At 59.0% G+C, this 17127-nt stretch carries 17 protein-coding genes and 2 pseudogenes; 2 read left to right on the plus strand and 17 right to left on the minus strand.

The window, feature by feature from the left end; translation table 11 throughout:
- The 9 genes and pseudogenes from K288_RS52900 to K288_RS0136110 all read right to left on the minus strand — a co-directional run.
- Positions 1 to 396, minus strand: a 396-nt coding sequence (locus tag K288_RS52900; protein ID WP_152535831.1) for a hypothetical protein, incomplete at its 3' end; no start/stop codon positions are given.
- A gap of 43 nt (positions 397 to 439) precedes the next feature.
- Entirely contained in the window at positions 440 to 2431 is a 1992-nt protein-coding gene (locus K288_RS0136075; protein ID WP_027583893.1) for a c-type cytochrome, read from the minus strand.
- A gap of 9 nt (positions 2432 to 2440) precedes the next feature.
- The gene (locus tag K288_RS0136080) at positions 2441 to 2968 is read right to left on the minus strand and encodes a copper resistance CopC family protein (RefSeq protein WP_084799989.1); all 528 of its coding nucleotides are present in this window, start codon (positions 2966 to 2968) and stop codon (positions 2441 to 2443) included.
- Between the two features lie 44 nt (positions 2969 to 3012).
- On the minus strand, positions 3013 to 3468 hold the full coding sequence (locus K288_RS0136085) for a hypothetical protein (RefSeq protein ID WP_152535832.1): 456 nt from the start codon (positions 3466 to 3468) through the stop codon (positions 3013 to 3015).
- A gap of 107 nt (positions 3469 to 3575) precedes the next feature.
- Positions 3576 to 4898 (minus strand): bacterial ammonia monooxygenase, subunit AmoB, encoded by a 1323-nt coding sequence (gene amoB, locus K288_RS47600; RefSeq protein WP_064737387.1) that lies wholly within the window; start codon positions 4896 to 4898, stop codon positions 3576 to 3578.
- A 27-nt stretch (positions 4899 to 4925) separates the two neighbouring features.
- Complete coding sequence (amoA, locus tag K288_RS47605; RefSeq protein WP_084799991.1) at positions 4926 to 5783, minus strand: bacterial ammonia monooxygenase, subunit AmoA; 858 nt, start codon at positions 5781 to 5783, stop codon at positions 4926 to 4928.
- 125 nt (positions 5784 to 5908) lie between these two features.
- Positions 5909 to 6700 carry a bacterial ammonia monooxygenase, subunit AmoC gene (gene amoC, locus K288_RS47610; RefSeq protein ID WP_043161616.1) on the minus strand — a complete coding sequence of 264 codons (792 nt, stop codon included), beginning with the start codon at positions 6698 to 6700 and terminating at the stop codon, positions 5909 to 5911.
- Positions 6701 to 6791: 91 nt separating this feature from the next.
- Positions 6792 to 6896 carry a pyrroloquinoline quinone precursor peptide PqqA gene (pqqA, locus tag K288_RS51170; RefSeq protein WP_074132567.1) on the minus strand — a complete coding sequence of 35 codons (105 nt, stop codon included), beginning with the start codon at positions 6894 to 6896 and terminating at the stop codon, positions 6792 to 6794.
- Between the two features lie 604 nt (positions 6897 to 7500).
- Positions 7501 to 7737: pseudogene (locus K288_RS0136110) on the minus strand (molybdopterin cofactor-binding domain-containing protein); the annotation flags it as partial.
- A gap of 31 nt (positions 7738 to 7768) precedes the next feature.
- On the opposite strand from K288_RS0136110, the pseudogene K288_RS55085 reads away from it, so the two are divergent.
- Positions 7769 to 8090: pseudogene (locus K288_RS55085) on the plus strand (IS256 family transposase); the annotation flags it as partial.
- A gap of 29 nt (positions 8091 to 8119) precedes the next feature.
- Here the strand turns inward: K288_RS55085 and K288_RS0136115 are convergent.
- The gene (locus K288_RS0136115) at positions 8120 to 8404 is read right to left on the minus strand and encodes a DUF3892 domain-containing protein (protein WP_027583897.1); all 285 of its coding nucleotides are present in this window, start codon (positions 8402 to 8404) and stop codon (positions 8120 to 8122) included.
- A 779-nt stretch (positions 8405 to 9183) separates the two neighbouring features.
- On the opposite strand from K288_RS0136115, the gene K288_RS55570 reads away from it, so the two are divergent.
- The gene (locus tag K288_RS55570) at positions 9184 to 9318 is read left to right on the plus strand and encodes a hypothetical protein (RefSeq protein ID WP_256378876.1); all 135 of its coding nucleotides are present in this window, start codon (positions 9184 to 9186) and stop codon (positions 9316 to 9318) included.
- Between the two features lie 200 nt (positions 9319 to 9518).
- Here K288_RS55570 and sfnG read toward each other — a convergent pair whose 3' ends face one another.
- The 7 genes from sfnG to K288_RS0136160 all read right to left on the minus strand — a co-directional run bounded on the left by sfnG (position 9519) and on the right by K288_RS0136160 (position 17015).
- Positions 9519 to 10604: a dimethylsulfone monooxygenase SfnG gene (sfnG, locus tag K288_RS0136130; protein ID WP_043161619.1), complete on the minus strand. Its 1086-nt coding sequence runs from the start codon at positions 10602 to 10604 to the stop codon at positions 9519 to 9521.
- A 16-nt stretch (positions 10605 to 10620) separates the two neighbouring features.
- On the minus strand, positions 10621 to 11409 hold the full coding sequence (locus tag K288_RS0136135; protein ID WP_027583900.1) for an ABC transporter ATP-binding protein: 789 nt from the start codon (positions 11407 to 11409) through the stop codon (positions 10621 to 10623).
- Between the two features lie 22 nt (positions 11410 to 11431).
- Positions 11432 to 12781, minus strand: a complete 1350-nt coding sequence (locus K288_RS0136140; RefSeq protein WP_051334928.1) for an ABC transporter substrate-binding protein — start codon at positions 12779 to 12781, stop codon at positions 11432 to 11434.
- 84 nt (positions 12782 to 12865) lie between these two features.
- Positions 12866 to 13933 carry a branched-chain amino acid ABC transporter permease gene (locus tag K288_RS0136145; RefSeq protein ID WP_084799996.1) on the minus strand — a complete coding sequence of 356 codons (1068 nt, stop codon included), beginning with the start codon at positions 13931 to 13933 and terminating at the stop codon, positions 12866 to 12868.
- 3 nt (positions 13934 to 13936) lie between these two features.
- Positions 13937 to 14818, minus strand: coding sequence for a branched-chain amino acid ABC transporter permease (locus tag K288_RS0136150; protein WP_027583903.1), 882 nt, complete (start codon positions 14816 to 14818; stop codon positions 13937 to 13939).
- 7 nt (positions 14819 to 14825) lie between these two features.
- Positions 14826 to 15596: an ABC transporter ATP-binding protein gene (locus tag K288_RS0136155; protein WP_027583904.1), complete on the minus strand. Its 771-nt coding sequence runs from the start codon at positions 15594 to 15596 to the stop codon at positions 14826 to 14828.
- A 6-nt stretch (positions 15597 to 15602) separates the two neighbouring features.
- Positions 15603 to 17015, minus strand: coding sequence for an LLM class flavin-dependent oxidoreductase (locus K288_RS0136160; protein WP_027583905.1), 1413 nt, complete (start codon positions 17013 to 17015; stop codon positions 15603 to 15605).
- Positions 17016 to 17127 lie beyond the last annotated feature (112 nt).

Consider the following 17127-nt stretch of genomic DNA (forward strand, 5'->3'; position numbering starts at 1 on the left):
GAAAACATAGAGATAGCGGCCATCACCAAGCTGGATCAGCTGGTCTGCCATTGGCATGAGCTCGGTTTCGTCCATCGCAACATGCAGATGAACGCTCGGATTGGCAGAGCTCATGGTCATTTCTGCGATGTTATCGTCGGCTTGGAAAACGAAAGCAACACGCTCGCCGATAGTATTACCCGATTGCGGCAGGAGGATCTTCAATGCGGGCAGATCGCCGGTATTTCCCGATCTCGCAACAGGCGCACCGTCAGACCCGTGCATATGGTGCATGCCCGGCTCATGGTGTTGTGCGTGGGCTGGAGCCGCGACCAGAGCGCCAGCCACAAGAATCATGCACCAAATGAACTGTTCGAATCGATCGCCAAACCGGTTGGGACGGGATGATATTTGCATGCTTTCCTCCTTTGTTTGCGAGCCCTGAAAGATTTCCACTAATTCAGTGCACATGTTGAGCGGGTGGCGGGAGAATTTTGGACTCTCTATTGAGAACTCGGACCTGCGAGATCAGCTCGTCGGAATTTTGCCAACCACATTCGTCCTCCTCTTGCAAGCAGCGCGCACGGATGTATCCGAACCTGTCGATTAGGAATTCCATGGAATGTCTTCCCATTTCCAAACGCGTGGGATCTCCACGATTTGTAGTGCTCCGGGAGAGCAGATCGTAACTTTCTCTAACCTCTTGTGCTCCACGCCGAACATTCGGGACGCCCGCCGCCAGCTTTGCGTCCGGCGACACGATAATCGCCCACAATCGTTCTTTCCGGAATCTTTTCTGCTCAAGGCGTAGCTGTTTAACGCGCATTGCGTCGGACTTTTCGGGAAACACGAGCAGCACATTGCTTTGCTCACGGAAGTCCTTCAGCTCCCTCTCCGCCCCATTCTCGTCCTCTAAGAAAAAGTTTGGAGCCCCCAGCCACGGATGATCGGGTACGATTTCAGGCGACAGGAGGCGCGCCTGAAATCCCTCTGAAAACGTCCGCAGGAAGTTGATCACATCCCAGCGGGCCTGTTCGTCCAATACATCAGCAAATCCGGGCATGCCGCTTTTTGGAATTCCATGGCTAAGCCACCAAAACATGTCGCCGGCCGTGTGCAGCGCAGTGTGCGGTTCGCTCAAATTCGCGGGCGGCTTGGGAAGGGTCGATGCCGCCGGACCATCGCCAAGCCCTCCGCTGCCGTGGCAAGCCGCACAATTTTGGGCAAATAGACGCTTTCCATTGGCTATTGATATCGTCGAATAGGCAACCGACGGGCGGCGGTAAGTATCGGGATAGGCTGGCACGGATATCTGCCACAGACCGCCTGCGACCGAAATAACGGCGGCGGCGCCTGCTGCAACTGCTTTTACCTTTTGCGGCTCTCTCAAACAAACGAGCAGGCCCCAGAAGAGTGACAATAGTGCTAGTGAGAAGGCGCCCGCCGCGATAACGGGCGTCGGCCACGCCGGCCACGTGGCTTCGATCGAAAAGCGAAACGGCAGCCACCAGATGGGCTGATCATGTCGTGCTGGTATGACTGAAGAGAGCGCGGCTGCGCAGCCGACGATCAGAACACCGCAAAAGAATTCAGTTGCTGCCCATCCAGCTCCTGCAAGAAAAGCCGCGGGTTTTGCTCGTACGGTTTCCATGACGGGTAGGAAGCGCGTGCGAATCCGATTGGCCACCAACAGGATGCATGCAAGTAGAGCAAGCTTCGTTATCATTAGTTGACCGTAGGCCGTGCCAAGCCACTCGCCAGCCGAACTAGCGGAGCTAAACGCGAGCACCAAACCTGATGCGACGACGACGACCACGAAACCGATTGCTAGTTGGGAGAAACGTCGCAGCGTCGCTGCGACATAGACGCGCCGAGTCTCCGTGGGGGTGACAGCGACCGAAGCCACCAGCCAGATCCAAGCCGGTAAGGCCCCAAGCCAAGCAGAAACCGCGAGCACGTGAAGTTGATATGTCGGAACGAGCCAACGGCTGTCGTCTTCCCCGGCGGCGTGTCCAGCAAGTGGACCAATCAGCGCGATCAGTGCTGCTGTCCCGGCTGTCACGATTGAAGCTAAACGTTGCTGCTGCCTCGACCAGCCGCGAATTAGGATCGCTGTCGGCAGCAGCAAAAGAAGAGAGAGCGCTAACCTTGCAAGCGTGATCCGACCGTAATGTGTGTCAAATCCGAAGCTTTCCAGCGTTTGGCCAGCCGCTACTATCTCCGGTAGTGCCATATCTGTCGCAATCGCGACTTGAGCGATAAATAACCCAGCGGTAGCGAAGAGGTGAATGCCGGCCGCCCAGAGAAAGCTCACCTGCACTCGTCTTTGCCAAGCGGCAAGGAACGGATCGGAAGACGGCGCTGCCAGCAACAGAAAGAGTACTCCGCCTATGACCCATGCAAGCGCAATGTCAGCGATGGCCTTGCACAGAGCTGGAAACAGTACCGTCATTCCGCATGCCTAACGTTCCTCGACGATGAACTGATAGCCGTAGTCCACCACATGCCCGTCTTGCGAGAGCACGCGGTAATGAACCGAATAGCTGCCCGGTCTCATGTCAGATACTGCCGTTACCATGCACTTCGGATCATTGCCTGCTTTCAAATCGCCAAGCGTTAGCGACTGACCGTTGGCGTTCTTGAGCTCCACTTTCGAAAACTTGAGCTCTATGCGTTCGTTGAAGCACAGTTCGATCTGCTGCGGCGAATGAGCTAACACGGCCCGGCTCGCGGGATCGGACTTCACGAGAGCGGCATGTGCAGAGGCAGCCGTCGGCAGGCACACGAGGCCAACGCACAGCAACGTGATGCCAAGCGCTGATACCGGACGCCTGCTTGCGGATGAGAGTTCTTTTACCGTCGCTTGAATCAGCCTAGTTCGCGCCCTGCCGGTGCCGGCGGTCAAGTTTGGCGTGCCAGCATGATCGAGTGACGGCCCCGTCGCTACTCGGATGTAATCGTTCTTGTTTCCGTGTTTTTCGTGAGACATGAGTGTGACCCTTATTGCCGGGCAGCGGCCGGCAAAGTGCTAGCCTAGCTTTCCTTGCGCAACGTGGAGTACCAAAAAAGGGCGGCCCCGGCTGCCAGCGTTCCTAGAACGATTGCGAAACTGTCCCTATATCGGACCCAAATCCCGCTGCCGTAACCAACCGAAAACGGAAATCTCGATACGTATTTCGGTCCGTCGCCGACTGTCACGAGGCCCACAAAGCGCCCGGATTCGGGGAACGTGTACTGAAACGATAGTGAGCCTGTCGGATATTGTTTTGGCGGGATTCGAAGGACGGCCTCGCCGTCTACGTCGTTGCCGGCGTCTCGCAACAACCGCACCTCGATGGGGAGGTCACGTAGCACATCGCCGACGGCATCCAAGACGATGACCGTGCGGCCGATTTCCGGAATGTCCTCGCAAAATTCCCGATTCCCCTGGTTGGCCGGCTGGTATCCGGTAAAATGCATCATATAAGGCCCAGCGCGAAGCTTGCACACGTCTCTCTCCATCGATACTCCCCCGTGTGCAATCGCTGGCCGCGCCCCACCGCAGTCTAGGATGAGGAGCAAAGATGGAACTCCAAGCACTGCGGCTTTTAGGACATTCAACCCGCACCTCCTTTCGGATTCTCAGCCGTGCGGTTGTCGGGATCGGTGAATACAGGGACCATGGGGCCGCTGACGTTTGAGATTGTCCGTTTGCCGTGCTCTTCATAGAAGAACAACAGTCCTCCCAACGTATTGTCCGGATCGTTGATCAGGCTACTCAAGCGCTCCGTCTCCCATGCCGCGTCGGCCGCTTCGATATCGACTGTCTTCGTTTCACCCGGCTTGAGCGGTCGGCTGTCGCTCACCTTAAGCCCATTCGGAGGAAGCAATTCCTTGGGGTAATTCGGATCCACCGTCGCCATTGCCTGGCTAACCTCATGGTTGATGAAGCGCTGATTGGAAGTTAAGAACTCGCCAAGCTGTGCTGACGTGCTCCCATTGTTCGTCAGTGTCACGTTCATACGAAGCGAGCGGCCAGGGACGTCATAGTTTGACTTGTTGACCACAACTTTGACCTGCTCAGGCACTTCCGGTAGGGGCTCGACGGTTGCGCGGGACCCCTGCAGCGGCACGGTCCTTGGATAAGCGGCGTCGGTCGCCTGAAAGCCGAAGAATACGATGAGAATCGTCGCCACGAGCAAACTGGCCCCAAATAGGCGATCGATGCCGGTAACGAGCTGAGATCGATCGCCGCCTTTTTCCGTCAACGCGCGTAAACGAGGCAGCAGGAGCGGTCGGCGCAACCACCAGACAAGCCACACGATGGCGATCGCAACCCACAAGCCATGCCAGAAGAACACCCTGCCAAGGCCCCAGGTTTCGAGATTGTCGATAGTCTCGCCACTGAGAGTTTTGATTGGAAGCTTGAAGTCGCTTTCGTTCCCCGTCACCGACAGCCAGTTTCCCGGTCCGAGCAACGGCCCGGCTCCCATCACGTTGATCATCGGATGGACGTGATGGTGGCCAGGCACTCGTCCTTTGAGCACTGTTTTGAATTCATAGTCCCGGTTCAACTCCAGTTTGGTGGACTGAATTGCTGGGACGCCATTAATGTAGCTCTCGGTTCGGGCTAGCACCGGGCCCGGCGTCCCGTTTCCCAGAAAGGCCGCTTCGGGAAGGGGTAGGTTGACTGGCCAGATCGGGAAGAGTCGGAACTTGCCGGTGACAACGATTTCACCGTTCACGGGAATGTCGTTCGCGCTCCACTTCACATCGTAAAAATGAGCCGTTCGCATCCGCAAAAACGGCTCCTGATTGCGCTCACCATGCGCCAGAGCAGCATCTGGGCCGAAGGTCAGTATTCCGATCTGCATGATCGCCGCCGCTGCCGATAAGATTACACGCACGCATGAGCTTTTGCGGAAACAGAATGTTCTCATTTGGAGTCCTCCACAGTCCCAGCAGGATCATTCGGTTGCGACGAAGCGCCCTTGCAGGCTGGTGCGGTCGATGGCTTTTTGGGCTGTCTCAGCTGGCTCATCCTTATCGGTGAGCCCCATGAAATTTTTCAGGGTGTTTGGCGTCGTTACCACACGAGCGAGGAGCATTCCGATATGCCACCACGCCAAATACATCAGTATGGATACGAACGCCGAGAAAAAGGACGCGATAATGGCTGAGTGGCCACCAAAAGTTCGAAGCGTGCCCCGCTCTATCAGCCGGATATACTCAGGCAGGGCGGTGCGGGTGAAGGCATAGCTGATGTAATCGCCCACGGACACAAGCTGCCCCATCACTTCTACGGGTAGCCGATATGGCGCCAGCCAAAACCAGTTAGCCGGGTAGAAAAGCAGTGCGAATGCAAAGGCGCCGGACATCGCCGTGAACAAAAAATTCCCGGTCAGCAAAAGAGCGACATCGAGGACTAGTGCGCCAGGTATCAGCAGCGCTGGAATGACCTCGCTCATCGGAAAGTACGACCACAGGTGGAAACCGAAATATCGATTTATCCACTGACCGAACAGGAGACAAACGACCGCAAATGTAGCGGCGATTGGAAGTCTAAATTTCGTCCAAAACACATACTGCAAAGCTGCAGGGAATGTTATGGCCATAATTGGAGTCAGGGTGACCCACCACTGTCTGTCTTTCCAATCGATCCACATATCCCAGTCCCCTGCGGTCAGCATGTAATGCAGGTGGAATGCGCCGGAGACCGCCAGAAAAAGGATGGCGGCGACGAGAAGGTCTAACACTCTTGAGATTCTTGCTGACTCTTTAGGCCATTCGAGACCGTACAGTCTCACAGACGTTCCTCCTTGCATGGCTTCCTCCTAATTCTTTTACCGAGTTGAGATCGACCTTCCTGGAAACCGACGCCCGACATGATTACAAGACGGCATGCTTTGCACATGCCGGGCTGTCAGCGATTAATGGTTCATAAGCGGTTTCAGCGCTGGGTGGCGACCGAAACTTCGTCCTCTTGGGAAAGCCGCCCGATCACTTCAAGCATGTGCATCGCGATCTGGATCAGGAGCCCACCCAAGGCCAGCACACTCCAGCCCATCACGACAAAACCCCAGTGCAAGGGATAGGAGAACACCTCTTCCATCAGGAAGAAGGCATGACCCCACTCGTTGTAGCCCAAGTTCGGCAATATTAGAAACGGACCTACAACCACGAGCACGAATGGAATTGAGATCCGCGTTGCGAACTTCGGCAGCCTCGTCATCGCGTACAGAAATGATCCCACGCCAAATAGCACGTAGAGTGGCATGGTGCCGTAGAACAGCACGATGTGACTCGGCGTGAAGCTTGTATCCCGGACCACAACCTGATGCCATGAGGCGTCCTGCTCAGCAAAGAAGCTGGTAGCGAACCAGACGCAAAAGGCATAGACGAAGATGAACAGGACCAGATTGAAGTAACGCCGGAGCTCTTCCCGCGGTTTGAGCGCGCCAAGATTGCGGTCTCGCGTGAACCATAGATGCGCCCAGGTCACCACCCAGAGCAAAGGGATGACGCTAAGCTCAACCTTCAGCAACGTCATCCAGGCGGCATCGAACGCGGGCTCAGTCGAATCCAGGCCGGCACTCCAAGCATAGACCTGCTGAAAGATGCGCCAGAACACCATCAGCGCTAGCACCGCCAGAGTGACTCCTGCTGCAAGTTTGAAATTCGCCAACGGCTGAGTACGGTCTTCAGCGGCAGACTTGGCGTTATGATTCATCGTGATCGACATCTTGTCTCCTCCTTGAGATTGCCTAAGGTGTGGTGTTGTTTACGAGGGTAGCGCTCACTCCGACCGTTGACCGCAAGGATAGGATCTGTCTTCAAGCTCCCAGCTTTCTGGTTACCTCCTTGCGAACGGCGCACGCATACACGTTGATTTCGAGACCGACCGGTAATTCGACGATTTTTGGGGCTTTCCAGCTCATATCGATTTGCTCCTGGCTAGATGAATGCGGCGCAAAAAGTCGCGGGGACACGAGGTCCTCGCAGTGGGGGAGAACTCACCGAGTGCGCGGCAAGTGCTCGGCGAAAAAGAAACCCATGATCACGCCATCCCTGCCACCGCGCGCTGTGCCATCACCCTGATGAGATTGGCGCGATAATCCGACGATCCGCAGGAATATGATCCGACTCTTGCCTCGCCCGCTGCTGCTCTTGCAAAGCAGCGTATTGATGCATCCAAGCGTCCGTATTGAACGATTCGTTATAGTTGGACTCCACACCACTCTCCCTAGATGAGGTAAATCTTCATAGCTGACCCGGAGCTAAGCCGTTCGCTCAGTCGACGACCGCAACAAAGCCAAAGAACGACAGTCCTCCCCCTTCTCTCTGTTCGCTCATTACCCGCACCCTCCTTTTGAAAGAGCGGTGCGGCACGTCGGGTTTGAACCTGGCCCGTGTAGACGCAAGACGGTCCGCTTTCATCTCAAACAAGCCGTCCTGCTCCGGCTTCAATTTGGAAATTGGCCGCGCGTTCGGTCTCAGGTTACAACCTCACGCCACGTACGAATCAAGCCTTGACGGCTGTGGCGAGGCGCTGATCGCGCCGGCCTCGCCGCAGCCCTTGATGCCGAGCGGATTGCGCGGGCACAGCGTCGTGGTGTGGCTGAGCTTGAACGACGGCAGGTCATCGGCGCGCGGCATGGTGTAATCCATGAAGGAGGCCGTCACCGGCTGGCCGTTCGAGTCATAGACCGCATGCTCGAGCAGGGACTGCCCGATGCCCTGGGCAAGGCCGCCATGGACCTGGCCCTCGTCGATCATCGGGCAGCGATGATCTCGCTCAGCGTGCCGGCGGAAGGATCGTGACGCGCTGCTGTCGTTCGTAGACTTCCCGGCGAGTATTGGGGTCATTTGCACACCTCGAACCCGATCGAAAGCGTGTTCGCCACGGTGCGCGGCACCGAACGGTGCATAGCAAGGGAGCGCTCTCACCGAACACCACCAGACTGATGGTCTTCAAATTGATCAGTGCCGCATCGAAGACTTGACGTCGGCTCAACGGCGCAAATCACCCGCCGAGGGTCATCGCAGGTGTCAGATTCGCTGACGGCATCGAGGTCACCTCTATGCCCGAACCACGCCGTCTGATCGGGCTCGTCACCCAAATTCAAACATAGCTCGTTGTAAATGTCTCTGTTACTGAAGATCACGGACAGTTAGCGAGCAGAAGAAGATTGTTGGGTTGAATGTCGTCCGCCGCCGTCTTGATGTACTTTTGCCCATCGTGCGTGGCCCACACCACATCAACCCTGCGGCCGTTTTCTTCGACATAGAACTCCCATTTGTCGCTCTCGATATCTTTGATAGCCTGATCGATGGATCGCTTCCACGGCGTCCCGTCGGGGTTAGTTCCCCCAACATGTGTGATTCTTTCGTGAGGGTTCTTTCTGTCCGTCTTGTTGACGTAGCGAATGCGTGCGCGTTTAGCCATACTCGTCTCTCCTAATCTCTCCTAAATCTGCAAGTAAATCTGCAAGTCCTGAAGGACCAGCATAGACCAATGGGCTGGATTCGGCTGCCACCAATCCAGGTAGGTGCGGTGCAGTCCTTCTCCGCGATACTCCTTGCTCGCACCCTTGAGAATTGAGCCTCTCGGGAGGGCAAGGTGGTCAGTCTCGCCAATCCAAGGGCGAAGGCTCGCCGGTTGCGGCCACACCTCTCGGCCGAGAACGGCGACCGGGCACGGCGATCGCTATTGGCACATCCTTTTGCCTGCGGCGATTCGTCTGTGCCCTCGACCAGACGATTGGACAAGAGCGTTTCGAGCGAAGTGGATACCGGTTCGCGTGAAGAGAACGCGTCAAAACAAGAATCTAAAGCTTCGTTCCGATTCAATCGGAACGGAAAAGACTCTAGTCGGTTCCGCAAGCCCCGGCGATCGGCGACGATGTTGTCGAGGTGCAGCACCTCTGGCCGTTGTCTTTCCGCCAAACGCTTAACCAGCGTCCGCGTGGCGTCGAGCACGAAGACGCCGCATGTTCGCTCCGGGGTCGTTAGTTGCCGTCCCGCCCGGCGAACAGAAAAAGCTCGACGGCGATTTCGTTCTCGCTGATCTTGTAGGCAAGTTTTTCGGCACAGAGATACCACCGGCCAGATCAGACGGCGAACGACCTAGTTTCACTGGATACACCCCTCTGCACATTGCAATTTTCAATTGGGGGGCTATCCAGCGATGCATGCTGGTCCGCCGCCGAAGGAGGCGCTCGATGGATGGATCGAATCTTATGGCAGCGTGCAGAGGCGATCGCGGCTTCGGCGATGAGCGATATCGGAGAGGGCCGCGACTACCGATCCGAGCTTCACCGCTCCGACCTTGGCTACCTCTTCGACGATGAGGATGGATAGTGATAGCTTCAGCCTAATCTGGTCGTTGCAACGAGGCGTGTCCGTTGACGCGCTATGATGATGCGTCCTCATTTCCAATGACTTGAGCGAGTCGCGAAAATAGCGATGCGCACGCTGCTCATATCCCATTGCGTGGCGCTTTGTTTTGGATTGCTCTGCGACCGCAGCTCACTTCTTTTCCACATCTCAGCCTAGCTAACTCAAACCAGTTCAGGCTCGTGAACGTTATTAGCTTTGGTCGTATTCAAGAGCGGAATCACCTCGCGACCGAACGCCGGCAACTCGTCGGTAAAGTTCAGAAAAGCGCAAAGGATCATGTCGACGCCAACAGCCTCATAGGCGCGGATGCGCTCCGCAATCAGCTCGGGAGGACCAAATAAGCGAGTCTTGAAGCCGTCGTTGGGCTGCACCAGGTTGGCATGGCTCGAATCAGCCCACATCCCGATCCTGTCAGCAGTCGATGCGCCGGCCTGCTTCACCTGTTCGGCGAAGGCCTGCACGATCTCGGGGTCGGCGCCCGCGACGATCGCTTCGAGCTGCTCCAGCGCCTCCCGCTCGGTCGGCCGCTGGATGATGAAGCCGTTGAGCCCGAACTTGACGGTCCGCCCTTCAGTCTTGGCGAGCGCGCGGACTTCGTCGATCTGCTGGTTGGCACCCTCGACCGTCGTGCCGTTGAGGAAGTACCAGTCCGAATATTTCGCGGCCATCCGGCGCGCCGCCTTGGAATTGCCGCCCTGGAAGATCTCCGGATGGGGCTGCGAGATCGGGCGCGGCTTCAACCAGGCATCATTGATGCTGTAGAAGTCGCCCTTGAAGGTGAAGCGGTCCTGCGTCCAGAGACCCTTGAGCACCTGGATGAATTCTTCCGAGCGGCGGTAGCGTTCATCATGTTCCAGCCAAGGCTCACCGAACGCGCGAAACTCATCCTTGAACCAGCCGGTCAGGATGTTGATCGCAAACCGCCCTTTCGAATAGACATCGATCGTGGCGCCCACCTTCGCGATCATCGCCGGATGCCAGAAGCCGGTGTGGATCGCGCTGATGAGTTTCAGCCGCTTGGTCTGGGCCGAGAGCACCGCCGTGCAGGTGATGGCTTCCTGCTGCAGCTCCCAGCCATGACTTGCAATGAAGCGCGCCGGCGCGAGGCCATATTCGAAACCGAGCTCTTCGGCCTCGCGCGCGAGGGAGGCGTTGTAGTCAAGCGTCCAATCGGTCCGCTGGGGAACGTTGCTGATGACGAAGCCGCCGCTGCCGAGCGGCATCCAATATCCGAAACGAATGGCCATGATACGCTGCTCCTGCTCAGGCGATCGGAGTCTGAAGGGACGCCGCCGCCGTTCCGGCCGTTGCGGCACCAAGATAGAATTCGGCAACGTCGTCACGTTCGGCCAGCTCGGCCGCCGTGCCTGACGCGGCGACCCTGCCGTTCTCGAGAACGTAGCCGTGATCGGCAAACTGAAGCACGAGATGCGCGTTCTGCTCGGCCAGCAGAAAGCTGACCCCCTCGTTCCTGTTGAGATCCCGGATGATGTGGAAGATCTCCTCCACGATGATCGGGGCAAGCCCCATCGAAGGCTCGTCGAGCAGCACGAGAGTTGGATGCGTCATCAGGGCGCGCCCGATCGCGACCATCTGCTGCTCGCCGCCCGACGTCAGGCCGCAACGCGCGCTGCGGCGCTGCTTGAGCCGCGGAAACCAAGTGTAGACGCGCTCAAGATCGTCGGCGAGCGCGCGACGGCTCGGCCGACGCACGAATCCGCCGCTGAGCAGATTCTCCTCGACCGTAAGCTGGGGAAAGACATGACGGCCTTCGAGAACCTGGACCACGCCCCTGGCAACGAGATCGGCCGGGTCGAGCCGGCTGGTCGCTTCGCCGCGCCATGTGATCGCGCCCCGACTCAAGTGACCGCGTTCTGACCCAAGCAGGTTGGAGATTGCCTTCAAGGTCGTGGTCTTCCCGGCGCCATTGGCGCCGAGAAGAGCAACGATCGATCTCTGCTCGACCCTGAGCGACACGCCGCGCAGGGCCAGAATCGCCTGACCGTAGAGGACCTCGATGTTGTCGACCTCGAGAAACGAAGACGTGGTCATAGCGATCCCTCAGGCGACGACGTCAGTTGGTCGCGTCGCGCGGCGTGATGCCCTTTTCTCGGGCATAAGCGGCGGCACGCTCGTAGATCAGCGGCAGCAACAGGTCCCGATCGGACTTCACCCAGCCGTTCGACACCACGTTCCACTTCTCGCCGTCCCACTGCAGCACCTTGCCGGCACCGCCGCCCTCATGGTCCTTGGCCGATAGCTTCAGCGGCTGCTGGAGGCCCGTGGCGCCGATTTCCGCGAGACGCTTCTCGGACAGGTCGAGATGCTCGAGGCCCCACTGCGCCTCCTCGCCATTGATCGGCCGCACACCAAAATGTGCCTGCGCGGTCCGGATCGCCTCGACCGCGATGATGGCTTCGTCGACACCGGAATTGTAGTAGACCGAGCCGAAGCTCTTGAGATCCTTGAGATCGCTTAACCCCTTGTCGAGGATGTACTTCTTGAGCTTCTGATGAATCTCGAAATTAGCACCCGCGGGGAACGGCGTAATGGCCAGATAGCCCTTGCCGACCGCGCCAGCGGGACGGACGTCCTCCTCGGAGCCCGACCAGATGCCGCCGATGATATGATCAACCGGGAAGCCCACCTTGGCGGCTGTCTTGATTGCGACGGGCGTCATCACGCCCCAGCCGCGCAAGAACACCCAGTCGGGCTTGAGCTGGCGGATCTTGGCCCATTGCGCCGACTGTTCATTGCCGGGATGGGGCACCGGGATCTGGATGTCCTCGAAGCCATAGGTCTTCGCGAGATGGGCGAGCGGGACCTGGGTTTCCTTGCCGTAGGGTGAATCGTGATAGACGGTCGCGATCTTGAGACCCTTCAGCTTGTCCTTGCCGCCGACTTTCTCCGCAATGAAGTTGACCGCCGAAGAGGCTTCGCTCCAGAAGCTGAAGACGACGGGGAAGCTGTAGGGGAAGACGCGTCCGTCGATAGCCTCCGTGCGGCCATACGCGATTGTCACCAGCGGAATCTTGTCAGCCACCGATTTCTCGGTCAGAGCCTTCGAGATCGGATCGCCGTGCGGCAGGAAGATCGGAACTGGCGATCCGTTCTTGCCGGCCTTCACCCGTTCATAGCATTCAACGCCCTTCTCGACTTCCCAATTGGTCTCGCATTCGTCCCAGACCAGCTTGATCCCATTGATGCCGCCTTCCACCTCGTTGATGTAGCGGAAATAGTCGATCTCGCCGGCCCAGACCGGGATGCCACTCGACGCATAGGCTCCGACCCGGAAGGTCGCGAGCGGGACGTATTGCGTTTTTGCTTCTTCCGCTGAGACGCTGGTGCCGACCACCGCCGACAAAGCGAGCGCTGCTAGCCCGACCGCGTTGCTAATAAACCTCTTCTGTTTCCACAAAGACATCTGCTTAACCCTCCATTTGATTGCAGAATTCACGTTCGATCGTGCGCGCGGTTCGCACCCGCGCACGACAGGTTTCGTCGTTTGCTAACGGTTGATCCGCGAGACCAGCTGCGTCCACGCCCGAGACAGCAATGCTGCAAGGCCCCGCGGCTCCTTGATCAGGAACCAGACGATCAACGCACCGAACAGCGCCTTCTGAAAATTCTCGAGTTGTCCGGGATCGACCGTACCGCCGAACACCCCGCTCCCGAGATGATCGAGCAGAATCGGCAGGAAGATCATGAAGGCGGCACCGAGAAAATTGCCACGGATGCTGCCCATGCCGCCGATGATGATCGCGAACATCACTTGGAACGAACGGTCCAGATTGAAGCTGCGTGCATCGACGGTGCCAAGATAGGCAAAAGCCCAGAGCGCGCCCGCGATCCCGATCACCAGCGAGCTCACGAAGAACGCCTTCAGCTTTCCGGCGGATACGGGAATGCCGATCACCGAAGCCGCGGTGTCCATGTCGCGGATCGCCATCCAGGTCCGGCCGGTCTGGCTGCGAACCAGCCGCGCCGCAACGGCCGTCACGACCACGACGGTGGCGAGGGTCAGGAGATAGCGACCGGTCGGGCTCGAGAGATCATGGCCGAGGAACGCTAGCCGCGGCGCCGAGATCGAGCTCGAGGTCGAGTAATTCGAGAACCAGCCATATTGATTGAACAGCCATTCCAGCAGGAACTGGGTCGCCAGCGTCGATGCGACGAGGTAGAAGCCCTTGATCCGCAGGCTCGGCAGCCCCGCGATGATCCCCACCAGCCCGGAAATGATGCCCCCGAGCAGCAGGCTGACCGGCAGCGGCAGCTCCGGCAGCCGCAGCAACAGATTGTAGGTCGCATACGCGCCGACCGACATGAACCCGCCGCTGCCGAGCGATGCCTGCCCGGCATAGCCCATCAGCAGGTTCAGCCCCAGCGCCGTGAGCGACATGATCAGGAACGGGATCAGGACGGCGTTGAGCCAGTAGTCGTTCGCTACAAGCGGAATGCTGGCGAGCGCGGCGAGCAGCACCCCGACCGAACCGGCGCGCAGCCGATCGCGTGTGTTTTGCGCGGTCTCGCCAGATGGGCCAAACCCTTCGATGGTTTCCGTGCCGATCGCTGACATACGTCAAATCCTTTCGATCGGCGCTTCGCCGAACAGACCGGCCGGCCGGACCAGGAGAAAGGCGACCGCCAGCACATAGGAAAACCAGGTCGAGACGCTGCCGCCCAACAGGCTTCCGAGATAGATTTCCGCCAAGCTGTCGCCGGCACCGACGATCAGGCCGCCGACGATCGCGCCTGTGATCGAGGTAAATCCCCCGATGATGAGCACCGGCAATGCCTTGAGCACGACGAGCGTCAGTGCGAATTGCACGCCCTGGCGCGCGCCCCACAGCAGACCTGCGACCAGTGAGACAAAGCCGGCGACGCCCCACACGACCTGCCACAGCGTCTGCAGTCTGATCCCGATCGAGAGTGCAGCCTGCGGATCGTCGGCGATCGCGCGCAGCGCGATCCCGACGCGGGTCTTGTTGAAGAAGATCGAGAGCGCGACCACGAGAATCCCGGCGGTGCCTGCTGCGACGAGGTCGAACTGGCTGACCTGAACTCCGCCGATCTCGATCGGCGTATCGACGATGCCGAGATCGAGCTCGTGCACGCTCGCACCCATCACGATCTGTGCGAGGCCCTCGATCACGAAGGACACTCCGAGCGTCGCCATGAACAAGGTGATCTGCGGGCGATTGACCAGCGGCCGCAAGACGACGCGCTCGACGGCGATCGCGATCAGCACCATGACCGCCAGCGTGATCAGCGCGGCCAGCCAGAAGTCAATTCCCTTGTCGTGAAGCGTCACGAAGGTGAGCGCGGCGCACAGCACCATCGACCCTTGCGCGAAGTTGAAAACGCCGGAGGCCTTGAAGACCAGCACGAATCCGATTGCGACAAGCGAGTACATGACGCCCGCGAGCAGGCCACCGACCAGCGTTTCGATGAAGAAGCTCATCTCGACCTCAATGCGCCGTGCCGAGATAAGCCGAGATCACGTCGGGATTCTTGCGCACCTCTTCCGGAGAACCGTCCCCAACCTTGCGGCCATAGTCGAGCACGACCACGTGATGCGAGAGCCCCATCACGACACTCATGTCGTGCTCGATGAGCACGATGGTGGTGCCGAGGCTTGCATTGGTCTCCAGGATCAGGCGGCTCATCTCGTGCTTCTCATCCTGGTTCATTCCAGCCATCGGCTCGTCGAGCAGCAGCAGGCTCGGCCGGCCGACCAATGCGCGTGCGAGATCGACCCGTTTCTGAACACCATAGGGAAGCGTCGCCACCACCGTGTCGCGATGCCTGGTCAGGTCCAGGAACGCGGTGATCTCGTCCGCCCGGCGGTTGAACTCGCGGGTCTCGCGCCGATCCCGGCCTACCCCAAAGGCGTGCTCGAGGAGCGTCGTTCGGGAATGCCTGATCAGTCCGGCCAGCACATTGTCGAGAACGCTGAGATCACGGAACAGCGCGTTATGCTGGAACGTCCGGCCAACGCCCAGATGCGCCGCATGCGCCGGGCGAATCCGGATGAACTGTTCACCATTGAACGTGACGCTGCCGCTGTCGGCCCGATACACCCCGTTGATGATGTTGAGCAGCGAGCTCTTGCCGGCTCCGTTCGGACCGATCAGCGCGCAGATCTCGCCACGCGCAACCGCGAAGCTCAGCGCGTTGAGCGCCTTGATACCCTGAAACGACAAGGACACGTCGCGGAGTTGAAGGATCGGTTCGGGCATTGCGCCTCAGGCCTCGACCGGCTGTCGCCCGGCCGCGGCGGCCGCCTGGGCCTTAACGGCCTCGATGTCACGATAGGCCGCGGCCGGATGGCTCGAGGGCAGATACGGCCCGTCGCCGAACAGCTTCTCGCGCAGCGTCCCCGGACGATAGCCGGTCGGATAGACGCCACGCTTTTGCAGCTCGGGCACCAGCAAGCTGACCACATCCTCGAAGCTCTCAGGCGTCACTGCATAGGCGAGGTTGAAGCCGTCGACGTCGGTCTCCTCCACCCACTCCTGCAGGATGTCGGCGACCGTCGACGGCGAACCGACGAACACCGGGCCGAGGCCGCCAATCCCGCCCCAGCGCGCCAGCTCCTCGATGGTCCAGGACCGGCTGCCGCTGGCAAGATGATCGACGACGGACACGATCGCATTGGTCTCGACCTTCTTGACCAGATCGGTTGGCGCATATTGTCCGAAATCGATGCCACTCCAGCCGGACATGAACACCAGCGCGCCATCATAGGAGGCGTATTGCTGATACTCCCGGAACTTGGCTTCGGCCTTCGCGTCGGTTTCGTCGACAATCACCGTGACCAGGTTGTAGGTCAGGACCTTGCGCGGATCGCGGCCGGCTTCAGCCGCCTGCCGCCGCACCTCGGCGACGTAGGATTTCAGAACCTGCTTGATCGGAGCGGCAACAAAGACGCATTCGGCATGCTGGGCCGCAAAGGCCTTGCCCGGCCCCGACGCGCCCGCCTGGTAGAGCAGCGGCGTTCGCTGTGGCGACGGCTCGCAGAGATGATAACCCGGCACGTCGAAGTATTTCCCCTTGTGCCCGACCTCGTGAACCTTCGACGGATCGGTGTAGATCCGTTTCCCGGCATCGCGCAGGACAGCTCCCTCCTCCCAGCTTCCCTCCAGCAACTTGTAGAGGACTTCGATATATTCGGTCGCCACTTCATACCGGTTGTCATGCCGGCGCAGTCCGCCCTGGCCGATATTCTTCGCTCCACTCTCCAGATACGACGTCACGATGTTCCAGCCGACACGTCCCTTGCTGTGATGATCCGCGGTCGAGAGCCTGCGGGCGAACGTGTAGGGATGCTCGAATGACGTCGATGCGGTGATGCCGATGCCGAGATGCTCGGTTGCGAGCGCGATCGGCGCTACCAGCTGCAAGGGATCGTTGACCGGGATTTGCGCCGCTTGCTCAAGCGCATGAAACAGAGAGTTCTTGTAAACGTCATAATAGCTAACGACGTCGGCGATGAAGATGCCGTCGAATATCCCGCGCTCGAGCGTTCGCCCCAGATCCTGCCAGTAATCCAGGTCCTTGTACTTGTAGGAGCGATCCCGCGGGTGCGCCCAGACACCGGGAGATTGATGGCCGACACAATTCATGTCGAACGCGTTGAACCGAATCTGTCGCGCCATTCACATCTCTCCATTGCATCGCTCGTTGCGATGCCCTTGCTTTCCTTCGACGGTATCTGGCCACAACAGGCGATCGATGGTCCATTGCGTTTATCGGCATTTTTCGATGCGC

Source organism: Bradyrhizobium sp. Ai1a-2, from assembly GCF_000426245.1.
GTDB lineage: Bacteria > Pseudomonadota > Alphaproteobacteria > Rhizobiales > Xanthobacteraceae > Bradyrhizobium.